The sequence below is a fragment of the Agarivorans albus genome (assembly GCF_019670105.1).
GTDB classification, from domain to species: Bacteria; Pseudomonadota; Gammaproteobacteria; order Enterobacterales; family Celerinatantimonadaceae; genus Agarivorans; species Agarivorans albus.
Map to the genome: position 1 here is coordinate 4,446,447 of NZ_AP023032.1, position 13,998 is coordinate 4,460,444.

Annotated in this window: 11 protein-coding genes and 1 riboswitch; of the genes, 6 read left to right on the plus strand and 5 right to left on the minus strand. The window is 47.2% G+C overall.

Annotated elements, in window-relative coordinates; all coding sequences use genetic code 11:
- Nucleotides 1–4: 4 nt before the first annotated feature.
- The 5 genes from thiE to K5620_RS20130 all read right to left on the minus strand — a co-directional run bounded on the left by thiE (nt 5) and on the right by K5620_RS20130 (nt 6,635).
- Nucleotides 5–1,531 carry a thiamine phosphate synthase gene (gene thiE, locus K5620_RS20110; protein WP_016402003.1) on the minus strand — a complete coding sequence of 509 codons (1,527 nt, stop codon included), beginning with the start codon at nt 1,529–1,531 and terminating at the stop codon, nt 5–7.
- On the minus strand, nt 1,521–3,458 hold the full coding sequence (thiC, locus tag K5620_RS20115; RefSeq protein WP_016402004.1) for a phosphomethylpyrimidine synthase ThiC: 1,938 nt from the start codon (nt 3,456–3,458) through the stop codon (nt 1,521–1,523). The genes thiE and thiC overlap by 11 nt, the downstream gene beginning before the upstream one ends.
- A gap of 107 nt (nt 3,459–3,565) precedes the next feature.
- A riboswitch (TPP riboswitch) is annotated at nt 3,566–3,680 on the minus strand.
- Between the two features lie 127 nt (nt 3,681–3,807).
- Nucleotides 3,808–4,350, minus strand: a complete 543-nt coding sequence (locus tag K5620_RS20120; protein WP_016402005.1) for a polysaccharide biosynthesis/export family protein — start codon at nt 4,348–4,350, stop codon at nt 3,808–3,810.
- Nucleotides 4,351–4,364: 14 nt separating this feature from the next.
- Complete coding sequence (locus tag K5620_RS20125; RefSeq protein ID WP_016402006.1) at nt 4,365–5,552, minus strand: outer membrane beta-barrel protein; 1,188 nt, start codon at nt 5,550–5,552, stop codon at nt 4,365–4,367.
- Between the two features lie 186 nt (nt 5,553–5,738).
- Nucleotides 5,739–6,635, minus strand: a complete 897-nt coding sequence (locus tag K5620_RS20130) for a 1,4-dihydroxy-2-naphthoate polyprenyltransferase (protein WP_246612303.1) — start codon at nt 6,633–6,635, stop codon at nt 5,739–5,741.
- 132 nt (nt 6,636–6,767) lie between these two features.
- On the opposite strand from K5620_RS20130, the gene K5620_RS20135 reads away from it, so the two are divergent.
- The 6 genes from K5620_RS20135 to xylF all read left to right on the plus strand — a co-directional run bounded on the left by K5620_RS20135 (nt 6,768) and on the right by xylF (nt 13,995).
- Nucleotides 6,768–8,090 (plus strand): isochorismate synthase, encoded by a 1,323-nt coding sequence (locus K5620_RS20135; protein ID WP_016402008.1) that lies wholly within the window; start codon nt 6,768–6,770, stop codon nt 8,088–8,090.
- Nucleotides 8,083–9,813, plus strand: coding sequence for a 2-succinyl-5-enolpyruvyl-6-hydroxy-3-cyclohexene-1-carboxylic-acid synthase (gene menD / locus K5620_RS20140; protein WP_016402009.1), 1,731 nt, complete (start codon nt 8,083–8,085; stop codon nt 9,811–9,813). Before K5620_RS20135 ends, menD begins: the two co-directional genes overlap by 8 nt.
- Nucleotides 9,803–10,603: a 2-succinyl-6-hydroxy-2,4-cyclohexadiene-1-carboxylate synthase gene (menH, locus tag K5620_RS20145; protein ID WP_221077424.1), complete on the plus strand. Its 801-nt coding sequence runs from the start codon at nt 9,803–9,805 to the stop codon at nt 10,601–10,603. The genes menD and menH overlap by 11 nt, the downstream gene beginning before the upstream one ends.
- Nucleotides 10,590–11,435: a 1,4-dihydroxy-2-naphthoyl-CoA synthase gene (gene menB / locus K5620_RS20150; protein ID WP_016402011.1), complete on the plus strand. Its 846-nt coding sequence runs from the start codon at nt 10,590–10,592 to the stop codon at nt 11,433–11,435. The genes menH and menB overlap by 14 nt, the downstream gene beginning before the upstream one ends.
- 230 nt (nt 11,436–11,665) lie before the next feature.
- Nucleotides 11,666–12,586 carry an o-succinylbenzoate synthase gene (gene menC / locus K5620_RS20155; RefSeq protein WP_016402012.1) on the plus strand — a complete coding sequence of 307 codons (921 nt, stop codon included), beginning with the start codon at nt 11,666–11,668 and terminating at the stop codon, nt 12,584–12,586.
- 416 nt (nt 12,587–13,002) lie between these two features.
- The gene (gene xylF, locus K5620_RS20160) at nt 13,003–13,995 is read left to right on the plus strand and encodes a D-xylose ABC transporter substrate-binding protein (RefSeq protein ID WP_016402013.1); all 993 of its coding nucleotides are present in this window, start codon (nt 13,003–13,005) and stop codon (nt 13,993–13,995) included.
- The last annotated feature ends 3 nt before the right edge of the window (nt 13,996–13,998 follow it).

The window sequence follows — 13,998 nt, forward strand, 5'->3', positions numbered from 1 at the left end:
CTATTTATTGGCTGACAATGGCTTCTAGCTCAGCAACTGCCGCAACCGGATCGGCTGCTTCGGTAATTGCCCGTACCACTGCCACACTGCCCACACCACATTGCCAAACTTGTTTCGCTCGAGGCAAGTCGATGCCTCCAATGGCTACCAAGGGGTAATCTTGCATCAACTGAGCATAACGGCTGAGTTTAGCTAAACCTTGCGGCTTAGATGGCATATCCTTGGTTGTAGTAGGGAAAATGTGCCCAAGTGCAATATAACTCGGTTGCAGCTGGCTAGCACGTAGCAATTCAAAATAACCATGGGTACTAATGCCCAAACGCAAACCTGCGGCAGCAATTTTTTGCAAGTCGGCCACTTCTAAATCTTCTTGGCCTAAATGCACACCATAAGCACCATGCTTAACCGCCAGTTGCCAATAGTCATTAATAAACAAACGCGCTTGATGTTGGTGCCCCAAATCAATGGCCCGTTTAACATCAGCTTCAACCTCAGCATCGGTTTTATCTTTGATCCGTAGCTGAATGGTTTTAATGCCCATATTTAACAAGCGCTCAATCCATTCAACACTGTCTACAACAGGATAAACACCCAGCTTATTAGTGTCACAGCGCGCAAAAGGCACGGCCTCTGGCCAAGACTCACCTAAGCCAAATTGCTTACCCAACTCGGTTTGTGCCGACTCAACCCGTGGGAAGTTTACCCGCTCTGTAGGCCACCCAAGATGGGCTAGATTGCCACGTCCAGTAACTTGCTTTAAGCCCTGATAAACATAGGCTTTAGCAATAACCAAAGCGTCTTCCATGAAAAAATCATGGGCTAAGGCGGAAGCTAAGGCAGAGGCTAAAGTACAGCCGGTACCATGGGTATGCGGTGCATCAATCATGGCACTCGACAATACAATTTCACGCTGGCCGTCGGTGAAATAATCCAAAGCTATCTTGGGAGTTAGCGCTAAGTGTCCACCTTTGGCCCACACCGCTTTAACGCCCTGCTTAAGCAAAGCTGCACAAGCTTGTTTTAGCTCGGCTACACTGTTTAACGCCACGCCACTTAAGGTTGCTAGCTCTGAGGCATTAGGTGTTAGCACATCGGTTTGTGCCAATAGTGCCGGTAAGGCTTGCATTAGATCGTCCAAGGCTAGGTTTGCCCCTGAACTGGCTACTAACACTGGGTCACACACCACCAACGGAGGCTCGGCCCAAGTCGCCTTATAAGTGGCAATTTTATCTGCCACAACACGCACTAATTCTGCACTGCCCAACATGCCAATCTTAATCACTTTGGCGGGGTTGGTGGCCGCAAGCGCATCTAGCTGCGCCGCTAACAGTTCAGGTGAAGACGGCTGAATGGCCGTCACTCCCTTAATGTTTTGCGCAGTTATCGCTGTTACTGCAGTTGCGCACTCCACCTCAAGATCATGGGCAGTTAGCAAGTCAGCTTGCAAGCCCGCCCCCGCACAACTATCGCTACCTGCAATAGTCCAAATTTGCGGGCGCAAACCTTCAGCAGTTTCCAGCTTAAACTTCATCGCTGGTCTCGGCGCGCAGTGGCGAGTGGTAAATCTCGGCACCTTTGTTTCTAAACTCAGCAGATTTTTCTGCCATACCGTCGGCCACAAAACCTAAATCGGCCAATGGCTCGTCAATCATTTTGATTTCCAGCTCGTTGGCATAATCACGCACTTCTTGAGAGATTTTCATTGAGCAGAACTTAGGTCCACACATTGAACAGAAGTGAGCCACTTTGGCCGACTCTTGTGGTAAGGCTTCATCGTGATAGGCACGCGCAGTGTCTGGGTCTAAGGCTAGGTTGAATTGGTCTTCCCAGCGGAACTCGAAACGCGCTTTACTCATCGCATTATCACGAATTTGCGCGCCAGTATGACCTTTAGCTAAATCAGCCGCATGAGCAGCGATCTTGTAAGCAATCATGCCTTGCTTCACGTCTTCTTTGTTAGGTAAACCTAAGTGTTCTTTAGGGGTTACGTAACACAACATAGCACAACCAAACCAACCGATCATTGCAGCACCAATGCCCGATGAAAAGTGATCGTAACCAGGAGAGATGTCGGTGATTAATGGACCAAGCGTGTAGAACGGTGCTTCATGACACTCTTCTAATTGCTTCTCCATGTTCTCTTTAATCATTTGCATTGGCACGTGGCCAGGGCCTTCGATAATCACTTGAACATCGTATTCCCAAGCCACTTTGGTTAGCTCACCTAAGGTTTCTAGCTCAGCAAATTGTGCTTCATCGTTGGCGTCGGCAATCGAGCCAGGACGCATGCCATCACCTAGCGACAGTGATACATCGTAGGCGGCACAAATTTCACAAATCTCGCGAAAACGCTCATACAAGAAGCTTTCTCTATGGTGGGCTAAACACCACTTAGCCATAATTGAGCCACCACGCGATACAATGCCAGTAACTCGCTTAGCGGTCATTGGCACGTAACGCAGCAATACACCTGCGTGAATCGTGAAGTAATCCACCCCTTGCTCCGCTTGCTCAATCAGCGTGTCACGGAACACTTCCCAAGTAAGGTCTTCGGCAACGCCGTTTACTTTTTCTAAGGCTTGGTAGATAGGCACAGTACCAATTGGCACAGGAGAGTTACGAATCACCCATTCGCGGGTTTCGTGAATATAACGGCCAGTAGATAAATCCATTACCGTATCGGCGCCCCAACGGCTTGCCCATACTAGCTTCTCAACTTCTTCTTCAATCGAAGAAGTTACCGCTGAGTTACCAATGTTGGCATTCACCTTAACCAAGAAGTTACGACCAATAATCATTGGCTCGGCTTCAGCGTGGTTAATGTTAGACGGAATAATCGCGCGGCCTCGTGCCACTTCATCACGAACAAACTCACCAGTGATGTGCTCTGGCAATGAGGCACCAAAGGAATGGCCTTTTTGTTGCTCTGCTAACAACTCTTCACGGATTTTGTCGCGGCCCATGTTTTCACGAATAGCAATGTACTCCATCTCTGGGGTAACGATGCCTTGACGAGCGTAGTGCAACTGGGTGACGGTTTTGCCTAATTTAGCTTTACGTGGCGTTGGTAGGTTTTCGAAACGAATATGATCAAGGCCTTCATCTGCCAAGCGTTGCTGCGAGAAGTTAGAGCTTAAACCAGCTAACTCTTCAGTATCACCACGCTCTTCAATCCAAGCTTTACGCAATTGTGGCAAACCTTTATGAACATCTAACTCTGCGTTTTCGTCGGTGTAGATACCCGAAGTGTCGTAAACACGTACCGGCTCGTTAGGCTCAAAGGTAGGTTCTTCTTTGGTGCCGCCAACTAAACTGTCAGACAGGTTAATTTGGCGCATGGCTACTTGGATATCGTCACGACTTCCCTGAATATAGATTTTTTCTGAATTTGGAAAAGGTTGGCCTTGCAGGTTATTAATGTATTGTTCTGCTGCAGCTCGAGTTTCGCGTCTTGACATGACTGGCCTCTAAATAAAAATTTAAGTAATGAGGCTTGTCGGATGTAGGAAAAGTAACCAAATGTTAGACCAAGAGTGCATTTTTACACTAGTAGTAACAGAAGGAATTGATTACTTATCTTGTTCCCTGCGCAGGCATTATCCTGATCAAGTTATACGGATCCCACACAACGTAGCTTAGCTAACCGTGGTCTCAGCCTTTCGGCACTCCGACAAGAGAGCCGAGTATAGGGCCGAAAAAGCCAAACCACAATAGTGATATTAAGAAAGCCAATGATGATATTCGCTATTTTGCTTAAAACTAGGCTAACAGGTTTAGATAGGCATTTGGCGTAAGCCAACAATGGGATTAGAAGAAACTTTGCGGAATATTAAGTACATCACCAGCAGAGACCCGGTCTTCAAGGCTTACTCGCTCGCGCTCATCGGGAGTAGCCCCTTCTGCTTGTATGGTAATTTTGCTTTTACCGGCACGCTCGGTAAAACCACCAGCAAGAGTTATAGCCCGATTTACCGTTAAGCCGGGTTGATAAGGGTAGGCGCCGGGGCGAGCCACTTCACCATTAATAAAAAAGGGCCGGTATTCAACCATGGTCACTTGCACCATTGGGTCAACTAAATAGTCACCCTTTAGGCCATTTTGGATCTGTAACTGCAGCTCGGTGAGGGTAAGGCCACGCACTCTTATTTCACCTAAAAACGGGTAACGAATAAACCCGTCATCAGATAAACGGGTTTCCAAGCTGAGTTCTGGCTCACCGTATACACTCACTCTAAAGCTATCGCCTGCCGCTAAACGGTAGTTGCTCACCGTTTCAGCATGCAAAGAAAAACACAGCACGCCGACTAGTAAAACTAGTCCTTTTTTAAGGCGCGCAATGTGTTTTCGCATAACTTAATCCTTGATCATAAACTCAGTCTCAACTTAAGACTGGTAACTTGCTTATCATAGGTAACGGCCTGAAGCGTAGAATCTTTATCTCTCCATAGCTGCCAAAGTGAAATTTCTAGCCAGCGACGGAATTGATAGCTCACGCCTACCCGCCCTTCATAAATTTTATCTTGCCGTTCTACGCCCACATAATCGTTGTTGTCGTAACCAACCGTAAAGGTTGTAGCTAGGCGATCTTGCCAGTAATGCTCCCAGTCTAGGGTGATGTTGGTATTGTCGATAACATCACCGCCTTGCTCTGGAGCTTTGGCTTGTCGACCACCTTCCACACTAAAAGTAGAGTAGGTGCGAGGCGACCAATCGGCTGCGAGCGACCAACTTAAATCGCTAAACTTTTCACGTTCACCTTCTTTAAAGTCACGCTGTTGCCAACCGATTTTGGCACGACCTTTCGTTTTTCCGGTTATCGCCCAATCTCCACCAACAAAGCCAAGTAAGTCGTTAAAATCGCGACTTGACGTATTTGGTTCGATGGTTTTATAGTCACTTTTTCCGGCTTTAAGCTCAGCCAATAAGCGGGTGGCTGACGACATTCGATAAAAGAAGCGCGCGCTACCGTCAAAAGCATTGCGATCGCGATACTGAGTAACTTCGCGAAAGTTTTGGTAATCCAGCTGACGAGCATTGGCTTCTAGCTCGATCTGCGCGGTAGCGCTTCTGGCACCAAAGCCATATAAACCATGCAGCCAATGCAGGTTATATTGCACGGGTTCGTCAATCACGCCACCGACACCAGAGGAAATACCTTCACCACGTTGGTCGTGGTCGCGACGAAAATCGTAACGCAATTTAGCACGTTGGCGAGCGCTAAACTCCCATTCGCCATTTACCCGTAGGTGGTGGTCTAAAAAGTTGTCTTCAGAGCTGTCGAAGTACTCGCCCCACACCAAGCGATATGCCGCATAATAAGTGCTTTTTTCTTGCTCAGAAATAGCAGCAATGGCTGGCGAGACAATGGTTCCCCAAGAAGAAATTTGGTCCGTATTACTGTTGGTAAGGTTGCTGTCGTATAAACCTAATACTTCAATACTAGGTACAACACCTACTCCGTCTGCACTATACCACTTGGCAGGCTGCATGTTGGCCAAACTAGGGCCTGCAATTGCTAGGGCTGGCAGCAAGATGATCCCTATCTTGCGCATCGATAATCCTCCAAAACGTCTGTAGTTACCTTAGCAAAGGCCAAGGACTAGGCTCAACGCTTTTTATCCACCTTGCGTAGATTAAATGTGAATATTGTGTGTCATTTGGCGATAAGGCTTTAGCGGCTGTTGAACTTTCTAGCTGATTTTCGCGGACAAAACTAATCCGCGAAAAGTCGGCAGCCCCTAGTATTGAAACTGCAAACCAAGGCTAAACAACAAGGCGATGAAAAAACTTAGCTTGGCGGTGAGCTGCAATTGCTTGTCCAATAACTGATGCTGGCGCGCAAGCATCACTGTTTTGGTTACCTTCATTAAGACTAAAGCAGGCAACAAACACAGCCAAGCAAAATTAGCGCTACTTTGCCAAACAATAAAGCTGGCAAATAGCATTAAAGCCAGCGCCACCAATACCAAGTGGTAACGACGGGCATTACGCTCGCCTAAGCGCACCGCCAAGGTGAGCTTTCCAGCAGCTTTATCAGGCGAAAAGTCTCGCAAATTATTAATGTTGAGCACTGCTGTCGCTAGCAAACCATTAGCTGCCGCTATCATCATGACTGGCCAACTCAGGCTCTGAGTATGCAAGTAATAAGAGCCCATTACGCCCAGCAAACCAAAGAACAAAAACACGCTAATATCACCAAAACCACGATAACCGTAAGGTCGAGAGCCCATGGTGTAGGCCATAGCCGCAACAATCGACAGCCCACCCAAGGCGATAAACCCTAACCAAGCCTGCGGATTACTGCCCAAACTTACCGCCAGTAGTGCAATGCCGCTTAACACTGCCAGCAGGGCAACCAGCGTAATCGCCCGAAACATTTGCTGCTTAGTCAACAATCCAGCTTGAATCGCACGAGCGGGGCCCACTCGAGTATCATCATCAACACCACTTACCGCATCGCCATAATCATTGGCTAAATTGGAAAGAATTTGCAGCAATAGGGCCGTTAGCAAAGCCAGCAGCAACACTGGCCAAGCAAAGATTCCCTCAGAATACGCCAGTGCAGAACCTAAAATGATCGACGCGCTCGCTAAAGGCAAGGTGCGTAAACGCGCCGCATGAAGCCATGATTTCAAAGTAATATTCAACATTAAGATAAGAACTTAGCGCCTATTATTGCTCAGCATCAAGGCTGAGCCAAATCTGACTATAAACTTGTAACAAAAACAGCTACATTGAAACGGTGTAATAGAGCAGGAATAGTTAAGGTGAGACTCACTGCTAGCCAGTTTCAAAATGCCATAAACCAGCTTAGGCTCTTGCCGCAGCAGGGTTTTCAGCAGGTTTGTATAAAACTGCCAAAGCTCGATCTTCTCGCCTGGCTTAACCAGCAACAACACACCACCCGCGGTTACTGGAAAAACAAACGCCAGCAACAAGTTGCCTTTGTGGGTGCGGCTAAATCGGTGCTCGACTTAGAACAGCTGCAATCGGTGTGTGACCAATTAGACCCACGCAATAACCAGCTGCGCTTTTATGGCGGCATTGCCTTTGCTCGCCAAAGTGCTCTGTGGTCTAGCTTTCCACATCGCCGCTTTATTCTACCGCGCTTTGAAATACGTTGTGACGGCGAATATACCCGCTTGTTCATCAATGCTAATTTTGAACATCAACCAGAGCTAGAGTATCAGCGCATCGAAAAGGCCTTTGCTGCCTTAAAACCAGTACAAGCCCTGCAACACACGCCACTTAAAGCCCTATCTCGCCAAGACCAACCTAGTCGCGAACAATGGCAGCACTTGGTTAAGCAAGTCACCAGCGAAGATTTTCAACAACACACCGCCAAAGTTGTGTTGTCTCGGCAAACCAATTTGCAACTAAATGCCGAAATAAACGCTTTTTCTTTGCTACAACAATGGCAACAGAAAGAACGTAACTGCTACAGCTTTTTATTTCAGTTTGATGGGGTAACTAGCTTTTTAGGCTGCAGTCCCGAGCGTTTGTATTCTCGTGAAGGCAGCCAATTGGTCAGTGAAGCCTTGGCCGGCACCGCGCCCCGTGGAGAAACTAGCGAGCTAGATACTCAGCTGGGCGAACAGCTACTAGAAGACGCCAAAAATAAACTAGAAAATCAACTGGTAGTGGATGATTTAACTCGCCGTTTGAAAGAGTTAAGCCTGCATGTGCGCACCTTAGATAATCTAGAATTGCTAAAACTAGATAGAGTACAGCACTTAAAACGGCGGATTCAGGCCCGTATTAGCCCTGCCTTAGATGACCGCTCGTTATTGCAGGCCTTGCATCCCACCCCTGCAGTAGGCGGCTTGCCACGTTCTTCTGCAGTGCAATATATTCTAAAAAACGAAGGCTATGCCCGAGGCTGGTATGCTGGTGCTGTTGGCTGGTTAAGCGGCGCACAAAGCGAGTTTTCGGTGGCTATTCGTAGCGCCTTAGTTACCCCACAACATTTAAGTACCTTTGCCGGTGCAGGGATCGTGGCAGGCTCACAAGCCGAGCAAGAATGGCAAGAGCTTAACCATAAAATCGCCACGGTATTGCAGTTGGTAGATAAGGACCTACTCCTTGATTAAAAACATTAATATTGCCTGGGCTGAGTGCTTAATAGAAGATTGCATTCGCCACGGCATAGAGCACTTTTGTATCGCCCCCGGCTCTCGCTCTACGCCATTAACTTTAGCGGTGGCTAAGCACCCTAAAGCCACTAGCCATTGCCACTTTGACGAACGCGGTTTAGGCTTTTTTGCTTTGGGTTTAAGTAAGGCTCGCCAGCAAACTGTAGCCATTATCACCACCTCGGGCAGTGCGGTTGCTAATCTTTACCCGGCGGTGGTTGAGGCAAAGCAATCGAGCATTCCATTGTTAGTGCTTAGCGCCGACCGACCGCAGGAACTTGTGGCTGTTGGTGCTAATCAAGCCATCGAACAGCAGGGGATGTTTGCCAACTACCCGGTATATAGCGGCCAACTAGCCGAACCCAGTGTTGATGCCTCACTAGCCAATATGCTCAGCGAGCTGGGTCATGCCTTAGCGCTGCAGCAACAAACGCCTGGCCCAGTGCATATAAATTGCCCTTACCGTGAACCCTTTTATCCTGAGCAAGCTAAACAAGATTTAACTGCGCTTTATAAGCAACTTGAAGCTTGGATAAACAGCGGCTCGCCCTATTACCAACAACACCCTAATAGCTCCCAGCCCGTCGTTAGTCAGCATTGGCCAGAGCTACTCGAAAAGTCCAAAGCATTGGTAATAATAGGTCAGCAAACAGCCGAGCAAAGCCAAGCCATTATCGCTTGGGCGCAGCAAGCAGGCTGGCCAGTGGTAGTCGATTGCCAAAGCCATTGGCAAACCGCTGAAGAAGGCACAGGGCTGATTCAACACGCTGAGCTATTACTCGCCAACTCGCGATTTGCCGAACAAGTACAAGCTGAACTTATTATTCAGTTTGGCGGCAAGCTGGTGTCGAAACGCCTCAACCAATGGCTGGCCAAGAGCTCAGCAAAGTACTATTTAATTGATCAATCAGCGCAACGGGTAAACCCCGGCCAAGGTATCCAGCAGCGCTGGCAATGCAGCGCCCAAGCTTGGCTACACGCTCATCCAGTTAAGACAAGCACCAGTAGCCAGCAGTATTTAGAGCGATGGACCCAAGCTCAACAAGCCATTAGCGAGGACGTCAATACTGCCTTACTCGATTACTCTGAGCTGGCAATATGCACACAAATTTCGGCACAGCAAAAACCGCAATCAGCCTTGTTTATGGGCAATAGCATGGTCGTGCGTTTGTTTGAACTACTTGGCCAACCTTGCCAAGCGGAGCATTACTTTGCCAACCGAGGAGCGTCGGGCATTGATGGTTTATTAGCCACCAGCGTAGGAGTTGCCGAAGGTCTGCAACAAACATGTACTTTGGTGATTGGCGATACCTCGTTATTGCATGACTTAAACTCCTTAAGCCTTGCCGCTAATAGCCAGCAAAATCTGGTGATAGTGCTGTTTAACAATAACGGCGGTGAAATATTTAATCTGCTACCAGCACTATCAACTTGTTCGCAGGATCAACAGCTAAGCAAACAGTATTACCAGTTGCCTCATCAGGTCGACTTTGCCGCCGCCGCAGCCACCTTCAATTTAGCTTATCAACAGGTGGTAAATTTCGAACAATTCGACCATGCTTTTGAGCGTGCACAGCAGCAAGCCGGAGCCAGCTTGATTGAAGTCTGCTTTACTCCAGGCGATGCCAGTGCGCGTTATCAATCTTTAATTAGTCAGGTAGCCAGCCACGATGCACTTTAGCGTTTACGGACAAAGCCAACATCCCTGTTTAGTTTTTTTGCATGGATTTCTAGGTAGCGGTAGCGACTGGCAAGCGCAAATTGCAGCGCTTAGCCAGCACTACTATTGTGTAACCGTAGACATTGCCGGCCATGGCATGAGCGCCCAGCAGAGGCTTAAACCACGCAATGCCTTTAAAGATTTTAGCCACCAGCTCACCGCATGCTTAAAGCGCCTTAAAATCGCCCATTACCATTTAGTGGGTTACAGCCTAGGAGGCCGCTTAGCGCTGCAACATGCTTTACTCGCCCCCAAAGGTATTGAACGACTAGTTATCGAATCTGCCAATACTGGCTTAAGTGATGAAGATGCACGCCAACAACGCTTAGTGCACGACAACCGTTGGGCAGACCGCTGGTTAACTGAGCCTCTGGATACGCTAATTAACGAATGGTACCAACAAACGGTATTTGCCAACCTAACTAGCCAGCAACGGCAGCAGCTTATCCAACGCCGCCAACATCAAGACCAACAAGGCATTGCCGCAACGTTGCGTGCAACCAGCTTGGGTTTGCAGCAAGATCTGAGTCGGCAACTTGGTCAGTTAAAAATGCCGCTAGATTTTATTGGTGGAAGCCTAGACAATAAATACCAAGCACTAGCCAAACAGCTACAACAAGATTACCCGCGCCTTAAATGTCACATCATTGAAGGCGCTGGGCACAATTGCCATTTTGAACAACCGACACTGTTTCTCGAACAACTGTACAGTGTCCTAAATAATGATAGAGAAGAGAATGACCCAAATTGATAGCTCAGCAGTAACTTGGCAGGATGCCGACAATGGATACGAAGATATTCGCTACCATAAGTCCGCCTGCGGCATCGCCAAGATCACCATTAACCGCCCGCAAGTTCGCAACGCATTTCGTCCTTTAACGGTTCAAGAAATGATGCATGCCCTAAACGACGCCCGCATCGACCCAGAAGTGGGTGTGATTATTCTTACTGGCGAAGGTGAACTGGCTTTTTGTTCTGGCGGCGACCAATCGGTACGTGGTGATTACGGCGGCTATAAAGATGACCAAGGGACCCATCACCTAAATGTATTAGATTTTCAACGCCAAATTCGTACCTGCCCTAAACCTGTGGTAGCCATGGTAGCTGGTTATGCTGTAGGTGGTGGCCATGTATTACACATGATGTGTGACTTAACCATTGCCGCCGACAACGCCAAATTTGGCCAAACTGGTCCTAAAGTAGGCTCTTTTGATGGTGGCTGGGGAGCCAGTTACATGGCGCGCATAGTTGGCCAAAAGAAAGCGCGTGAGATTTGGTTTTTATGCCGAATGTATGATGCAAAAGAAGCGCTTGATATGGGCTTAGTGAACACCGTAGTGCCCTATGCAGAGCTAGAAAAAGAAACCGTGCAGTGGTGTCGTGAGATGTTGCAAAACAGCCCTATGGCCCTGCGCTGTTTAAAAGCTGCACTCAATGCTGATTGTGATGGCCAAGCGGGCTTGCAAGAACTCGCGGGCAACGCCACCATGCTGTTCTACATGACAGAAGAAGGCCAAGAAGGCCGTAACGCCTTTAACGAAAAACGCCCGCCTGAGTTTAGTAAATTTAAACGTAATCCTTAACGGCAATGGTGAAGGGCAGAATCCTCGTATGCTTTAGCGAGTATTCTGCCCCACTCTTCATTTAACCTAATCCACTCAAATAGCTCACTTGCACCACTCAACCAGCTTAAAAACACCCACTAAAGCATAATAATAAATCGCATATTTGCTATTGCGGCCATTCCGTACAAAGTGATAAATTTGCAGAGTGATGAGTGCTTCATCACTTCTAGTATTTGAGAGGTCTCAGCATGCTCTGTAACTGGCAAAGTGCTACCTTAAGTCGCTATACCCAAGCATTTGTTGAACCCATACAGCTTGGTTCTCTAAAACATAAGCAACGCCAAGGTCTTTACCTCGAAATTCGCTTTCGTGATGGCCGCTTGGGACGTGGAGAAATTGCCCCTCTGCCCGGTTTTAGCGAAGAAACATTAGCGCAAGCAGAGCAGCAAATTACCGACTATTTACAAGGGCATGTTCAGCGTAAGTTGTATCCAAGTGTTGCCTTTGGTATCGACTGCGCGATGGCAGGGCTACCGCCAAGTACTCCTATTGTTTCTGGCTACCCACTACTGAATGGCGACTTGGCTTACTGCCAACAAGTACTGGACTCTCAATCTGGTAATCTAGCCAAGCTAAAAGTGGCTCGCCAATCCCCCAAACAAGATCTCGAACTGATTCAGCAACTGCAGCACAGCTATCCTGATTTACAGCTACGTTTAGATGCAAACCGCGGCTGGATATGGAACCAAGCGATTTTTGTTTTAGAGAATATCGATCTTAGCCGCATCGACTATATCGAAGAACCGCTAATGAATAGCCAACAGTGTGAGTTGTTAGCCCAACGCACAGGCGTAGGCATTGGCTTAGATGAAACCTTACAAGACAGTAGCTACCGCTATCATTACTTCGAAGGTTTGCGCTGCTTAGTCATTAAACCCAGTTTATTAGGCCCTTGGCGAACCTGTGCCAGCATTATCGACCAAGCACAAGCTAACCAAGTAAGTTGTGTGCTTAGCTCAGCTTACGAAAGCGAATTTGGTTTACAGTGGATCAACGCCATGGCCAAACAATATACTCCAGAGCAAGCGCCGGGTTTAGATACGCTAAAGGCATTTAGTGAGCAAGCGGCTCAAATTGAGTTAATCGGCGAATTTCAACATCACAGCTAATATGAGCTTTTACCTGCGTTTTAAGTGAAACTAAAGCTTTCACTTAAATCTCTTTGTGAAAAATGACAATATCTTTATATTCAGCAGCTTATTATAAAAATTTCAAACTTTCTTCCACCGCCCTTTTATTAATTTTATTATCAAATTAATAAAATATAAGTAAAAGTGTGACTCAACTATAGTGCCAACTTTTAGTAATTCTTAAAAAGCCGCACCTTTGAGAAAACGTTTTCTTGAAACCCATCACAGAGTGACACTTAATGTGAATAAACATTATAGCTGTATGAAAAAGCATCATTGGTGAGTGTATCTTATAAGCCTAATCTGGTTCACGAGGAATGAGTTTTTGGGATTACCTCTACACCCTACAATTAGCTAAAAAATATAAAACAAGCTATAAAGCAAGGAGCCAAAACATGAAAAAACTGACCACTCTATTGTGCGCAGTCGCGTTAGCCGTTTCCGCCCCAGTATTTGCCAAAACCGTTAAAATTGGTATGGCCATCGATGATCTTCGCTTAGAGCGCTGGCAAAAAGACCGAGACTTTTTTGTTGAGAAAGCCGAGGAACTTGGTGCCAAAGTATATGTTCAATCGTCCAACAGTAATGAAACCGCCCAGATCTCTCAGATTGAGAACATGATTTCTCGTGGCGTAGACGTATTAGTCATTATTCCCTACAACGGCAAAGTATTGTCTAACGTGATTGCGGAAGCTAAATCCGAAGGTATTCGGGTATTAGCCTACGATCGCTTGATCAACAATGCCGATATCGATTTCTACTTGTCTTTCGACAATGAAAAAGTGGGCGAGCTACAAGCTCAAGCACTGATAGAGCGTAAAGCCGACGGAAACTTCTTCCTAATGGGCGGCTCACCGGTTGATAACAACGCTAAGTTATTCCGCCAAGGGCAGATGAACATACTGCAGCCACTGATCGACAAAGGTGATATTAAAGTGGTGGGTGACCAATGGGTTGATGGCTGGTTAGCCGAGAATGCCCTAAAAATCATGGAAAATGCCTTAACTGCTAACGACAACAATATCGATGTGGTAGTTGCCTCTAACGACTCTACTGCAGGTGGTGCGATTCAAGCATTAGACGCACAAGGTCTAGCTGGTAAGGTGCATATTTCTGGTCAAGACGCAGATTTAGCAGCCAGCCGCCGCGTGGTCGCGGGCACCCAAACCATGACCATTTACAAGCCAATTAAACTGCTCGCTACAACTGCAGCAGAGCTGGCAGTGCAAATGGGCAACGGCCAGATGCCAGAGTCCAACTCTAGCTTAAACAACGGTACTAAAGATGTACCTTCTTACCTACTTACGCCAATTCCTGTAGATAAGTCGAATATTGATCAAACAGTAATTGCCGACGGCTTCCATAGCAAAGCAGACGTATATCAATAACCA

Coding starts and splice junctions, on each gene's coding strand:
- thiC (WP_016402004.1), bottom strand. CDS start 3,458: ATGTCAAGACGCGAAACTCGAGCTGCAGCAGAACAATACATTAATAAC.
- menH (WP_221077424.1), top strand. CDS start 9,803: ATGCACTTTAGCGTTTACGGACAAAGCCAACATCCCTGTTTAGTTTTT.
- menC (WP_016402012.1), top strand. CDS start 11,666: ATGCTCTGTAACTGGCAAAGTGCTACCTTAAGTCGCTATACCCAAGCA.
- thiE (WP_016402003.1), bottom strand. CDS start 1,531: ATGAAGTTTAAGCTGGAAACTGCTGAAGGTTTGCGCCCGCAAATTTGG.
- xylF (WP_016402013.1), top strand. CDS start 13,003: ATGAAAAAACTGACCACTCTATTGTGCGCAGTCGCGTTAGCCGTTTCC.
- menB (WP_016402011.1), top strand. CDS start 10,590: ATGACCCAAATTGATAGCTCAGCAGTAACTTGGCAGGATGCCGACAAT.
- K5620_RS20125 (WP_016402006.1), bottom strand. CDS start 5,552: ATGCGCAAGATAGGGATCATCTTGCTGCCAGCCCTAGCAATTGCAGGC.
- K5620_RS20120 (WP_016402005.1), bottom strand. CDS start 4,350: ATGCGAAAACACATTGCGCGCCTTAAAAAAGGACTAGTTTTACTAGTC.